This is a genomic window from Fructobacillus ficulneus, assembly GCF_001047075.2.
Taxonomy (GTDB): Bacteria; Bacillota; Bacilli; order Lactobacillales; family Lactobacillaceae; genus Fructobacillus; species Fructobacillus ficulneus.
In genome coordinates, this window is sequence record NZ_DF967989.1 from 1 (window position 1) to 4,777 (window position 4,777).

Below are 4,777 nucleotides of genomic sequence, written 5' to 3' on the forward strand. Positions count from 1 at the left end.
AGCTAGGTCTAAATATTTACTTCAACTTTTGGGGTACAGGTCATTTTTTGCTTTAAATTGTTTTTTTACTAGAAGAAGACTAAAATAAAAATTTGGATATTTGAACTTTAGAGTTTTGACTAAAAAATAATTTTAGGAGTATTTGATGACCCAAAAATCACAAATGACCTTTTCTCAAATGAAGAAAGCGGCCCTCGTTGTCGCAGCAGCCTTATTTATGCAAATGCTGGACTCAACGATTGTGACAACCGCTTTACCCCAAATTGCCAGCGATATTCATGTTCAGCAAAGTACGGCTTCACTATTAGTATCAACTTATATGCTATTTGCAGCGATTTTTATTCCGCTATCAGGTTGGTTGGCTAAAAAGATGCGACGCAAGTATTTATTCCTGTTTGCGGTTGGCCTTTTTACGGTGTCGTCCGTTTTGGCGGGTCTCTTTAACAACTTAACCTACCTATTAATTATGCGGGCCATCCAAGGGATGGCGGGGGCCTTAATGGTGCCTGTTGGTCGGTTAATTATTCTAGAAAATACTGAACCAAAAAAGATGCTCCAAATTTTGTCTTATCTGGTTTGGCCGGCCCTGATTGCCCCAGCGATTGCTCCTTTATTGGGTGGGTACGTGATTAATTCTTTGTCATGGCATTGGATTTTCTTTTTAAACTTACCAATTGGTTTGTTAATTATTTTCTTTGGCTTTACTTATCTGATTGATGATAATGACCGGGTCGCAGCGCCCTTTGACCTGGTTGGCTTTCTCTTGGTCGCGGTGGCAGCGGGTGCGTTGTTAATTGCAGCTGAAGTGCTATCGCATGGGTTGAGTTTGTTGGTCTGGGGAATCCTTTGCCTAGCCGTGGCTGTTATTTTCTTTGTTCTATCATGGCGCCACTTACAAACGGTGGATGAACCACTCTTTTCATTAGAACCTTTGAAGGTGAAGACTTTCCGTGTCTATGAAACCGGTGGATCAATCTTTTGGTTGACGATTGGGGCCTTGCCGTACCTATTAACACTGATATTGCAGGTTGTCTTCAAATGGTCGCCAATCACCGCCGGGACCTATGTAATTTTCATTTTCTTAGGGAATATCTTTATTAAGCCCTTTACGACTTTTATTATTCAACACTTAGGCTACAAGTATGCCCTGGTCGTTGCTTTGGCCCTGGCTTCACTTTCAACCTTTGCCATGGCTGGCTTCCAGGCGGGGACCATCAAGGCTGTGATTGCCCTCGTAGCCTTTCTTTCGGGGGTGGGGCGGTCACTGGCTTTGACAGCCTACAACTCGCTTTCATACTCCGAATTAACCAAGGAACAAAAGAATTCCGCGAACACCTTGGCCTCTGTCTTACAAATGTTGGCGCAGGCCTTTGGCGTTGGCTTAGCAGCAACGATTGTCGCCTTGTTAAGTCAGGTTGTTTCGTTGCGGGTTGCTTATCAACTAACCTTCCTATTAGTTGGAATACTATCACTCTACCCACTATTGGAAGTCTTAACCTTACCCAAGGATGCCGGATCCGAAACTCTTAGTTAAATTTAATAAAATTAGGTAGGCCCAAGCAAGGTCTACCTTTTTATTAGCCATAAGTTTGCAATTCTAGCGAAATATCAGCATAATGGCAAGTAAGAATGATACTGAAGGAGAAGCAAATGACAAAAAATTACCGCGATGATTTTTACCAAGCCGTGAATGGCGACTGGATCAGCCAGGCTAAGATTCCGGCCGATAAGCCGGTGACGGGTGGGTTTTACGATTTGGCCGACCAAATTGAGGACTTGGAACGCAAAGTTTTGGCCCAAGTGGAAGCTGGCGAAGAAGATGTCCCAGCCCTTAAGGAATTTGTTGCTCTCCACCAATTGACCAAGGATTGGTCAAAACGAGGCGAAGACGAGAGTGGTCAAGTGCAAAAGTTCTTGGCACCATTACTAAAAATTAAAACCTGGTCAGACTTCCAAAAAGCCGAAGGCCAATTGATTTTGGATTCTTACACAACACCACTAGCCCCAACCATTAGCCCCGATTCGAAGAATACTGACCGGAACGAACTCTGGTTGGCTGACCCATCGTTAATTTTGCCGGATGTTACTAGCTACCAAGATTCTGCTACCAAGGAGTCTTTGCTTGGTGCCTGGTCAGAAATGGCAACTGGACTTTTAAAGAAGTTTGGCTTTGATGACCAAGAGACCCAAGACTTGGTTGAAAAAACCTTGGCCTTCGACCAACTCTTGGCTGATACCGAGAGTTCCCGCGAAACTTTGTCGGATTATTGGCGGAATTACCATCCAATGTCTTTAGCTGACTTGGCTGAAAAGACCCCAGATTATCAAATTAACACGGTCCTGCAAGAATTGGTTGGCTCAGACTTGGATAAGGTCATCGTTTATGATGGCCAATTCTTTGAAAATGCCCACAAGGTCTACCAAGAAGAAAATTTTGACATGATCTTAGCTTGGTCAGTTGTCAAAAATGCCTTAGAAGTTGCGCCATTCCTTGGGGATGAAACCCGGGTAGCTGCCGGTGCCTATGGTCGAAAATTATCGGGTGCCAGTGAAGCGGTTAAGGCTGATAAGTCAGCCTTCCGTCAAGCTCGAGCCTTCTTTGCCCAAGTTGTTGGTCGGTGGTATGGCCAAACCTACTTTGGTGCCGATGCTAAAAAAGATGTTGAACAAATGGTTCAAGACTTGATTGATGTTTATGATGGTCGCTTTGATGATCAGAAGTGGCTGTCAGCCGAAACGCGGAAGGAAGCCAAAGTTAAGTTACGAGCCTTGCAAGTTAAGGTTGGTTATCCGGAAGTAATCCCGGCTTACTTGGCAGACCGGAAGGTCGATCCAGCCTTGTCATTATTGGATAACATTCAGGTCTTTTCGAAGGCAGCAGTGAAGGATACCTTTAGTCACTGGGGTCAGACCCCAGACCGTGACAAGTGGGAGATGCCGGGTGACTTGGTGAACGCTTACTATTCACCAGAATTCAACCAAATTGTTTTCCCGTCCGCAATTTTGCAGGCACCATTCTACGATTACCATCAGACTGCCAGTCAAAACTTTGGTGGGATTGGAACGGTCATTGCCCACGAAATCACCCACGCCTTCGATACCAACGGAGCTCGCTATGATGAAAAGGGAAACTTGAAGGAATGGTGGACTAAGCAAGACTTTGCCAACTTCGAGAAGAAGACACAAGCGGTCATTGACCGCTTTGAAGGCCAGGATTCGGCCGGTTCGAAAATTAATGGCCACTTAACAGTCTCTGAAAACGTTGCTGACTTGGGTGGGGTTTCCGCTGCCTTAGCGGCAGCTAAGGCTCAACCGGACTTTAGCGCCAAAGAATTCTTTGAAAACTTTGCGACCTTGTGGCGGCAAAAGGCCAAGGATGAATATCTGGCCATGCTCGCTAAGATTGATGTTCATGCCCCAGGTAAGTTGCGCACGAATGTCATCCTACCGAACTTTGATGATTTCCATGAAACTTACCAAACCCAGGCAGGGGACGGTATGTGGGTCGCTCCAGCTGAAAGAATTAAAATCTGGTAAGTAACGAGTCTTTTTAAATAAACAAACATTGTGCTAAAGATGATTCAACGATAACGATGACAGCGGACACGTTTCTGGGATTGTTTATTTTAAATAACGAATTTAGAAAAAAAGCTTGCCAGAGTGGCTAATAATTGTTATTATAGAATAGTTGTTTAGCACATGGGAGTGTAGCGAAGTCTGGCTAAACGCGACGGACTGTAACTCCGTTCCTTCGGGTTCGTAGGTTCGAATCCTACCGCTCCCATTGCCCTCGCTTCGGGCAAAATAGAAGCATTGCCCCTTGGCCAAGTGGTAAGGCAGAGGTTTTTGGTACCTCCATGCGCTGGTTCGATCCCAGCAGGGGCAATCCTAAAAAGCCGGTTCAGAAATGAACCGGTTTTTTTGTGTTTAAAGATAGATGAGAATCATTCTGTTTCTGTTTCATTGCTATTTGATTTCATTAGAGTTAAAATGATTTTAATTATTGAAATAAAAAGCTCTGAATGGAGAAAAGGATACAACAATGCAAACACGAGTTCAAAAATTTGAAATTCAAGAGTCTAATCGGTGGCGTAACAGCCTCTTTTCGGCAGGCTTAGTAATGACCTCAGTTATTGCAATGACCGGAATTAGCCAGTTGCATTCGAATACTTCATTCGGAACAACTCAAACAAAAGTATCGGCTGATACTACTACTACTGATGATACTACTACTACTGATGATGCTGCTAGTTGGATGCCAGATGCCACTTTGCGCCAGGCAGTCACTGCTAGTGCAGTTTCAGAGCAGTTAATGAACAAAAACGATCCATTAACTAAATCAATTGTTAGCCAAGTAAAGTCGATTAAGATTACCTCAGGTAACATTACCAGTGTTGAGGGAGCAAAGTATGCAACCTCTTTGGAAAGTATCACTGTAATTGGAGACGGAAAATCTAATGTAGATGATGATACTGATAATATTGCCAATTATTTCACACCTGACGATTCCTACTCCTATGATGACGAAGGTGGTACCGCAACACTCTCGGATGCTTTAAAAAATCAAGGCACAACTGGCACAAATGCCTTGGCAGAATTAGGACAACTACCAAATCTAAAATTTCTCCAGCTGACTGGCGTAGGTTTTAGCAACGTTCAAGGAATTAAAGACATATTACAAAATGATAAGAACCTTCAATACATTTTTGCTAATAAAAATGATTTAACAGATTTATGACCTGTACCCCAAAAGTTGAAGTAAATATTTAGACCTAGC

Annotated in this window: 3 protein-coding genes and 2 tRNA genes; all 5 read left to right on the forward strand. The window is 43.5% G+C overall.

The genetic code is table 11. From position 1 onward, the window contains the following. The first annotated feature begins 145 nt into the window (after positions 1-145). The 5 genes from AOQ29_RS01715 (at position 146) to AOQ29_RS01735 (ending at position 4,738) form a co-directional block, all read left to right on the forward strand. Entirely contained in the window at positions 146-1,534 is a 1,389-nt protein-coding gene (locus AOQ29_RS01715; protein WP_242977372.1) for an MFS transporter, read from the forward strand. Positions 1,535-1,650: 116 nt separating this feature from the next. Next, positions 1,651-3,537, forward strand: coding sequence for a M13-type metalloendopeptidase (locus AOQ29_RS01720; RefSeq protein WP_061992826.1), 1,887 nt, complete (start codon positions 1,651-1,653; stop codon positions 3,535-3,537). Positions 3,538-3,701: 164 nt separating this feature from the next. Then, positions 3,702-3,784: transfer RNA gene (locus AOQ29_RS01725), tRNA-Tyr, on the forward strand. A gap of 30 nt (positions 3,785-3,814) precedes the next feature. Next, positions 3,815-3,886, forward strand: a tRNA-Gln gene (locus AOQ29_RS01730). A gap of 156 nt (positions 3,887-4,042) precedes the next feature. Next, positions 4,043-4,738, forward strand: a complete 696-nt coding sequence (locus AOQ29_RS01735) for a hypothetical protein (protein WP_061992827.1) — start codon at positions 4,043-4,045, stop codon at positions 4,736-4,738. Positions 4,739-4,777 lie beyond the last annotated feature (39 nt).

Excerpts from the sequence above, each read along its gene's own strand:
- AOQ29_RS01715 (WP_242977372.1), top strand. The coding sequence starts at position 146 with ATGACCCAAAAATCACAAATGACCTTTTCTCAAATGAAGAAAGCGGCC.
- AOQ29_RS01720 (WP_061992826.1), top strand. The coding sequence starts at position 1,651 with ATGACAAAAAATTACCGCGATGATTTTTACCAAGCCGTGAATGGCGAC.
- AOQ29_RS01735 (WP_061992827.1), top strand. The coding sequence starts at position 4,043 with ATGCAAACACGAGTTCAAAAATTTGAAATTCAAGAGTCTAATCGGTGG.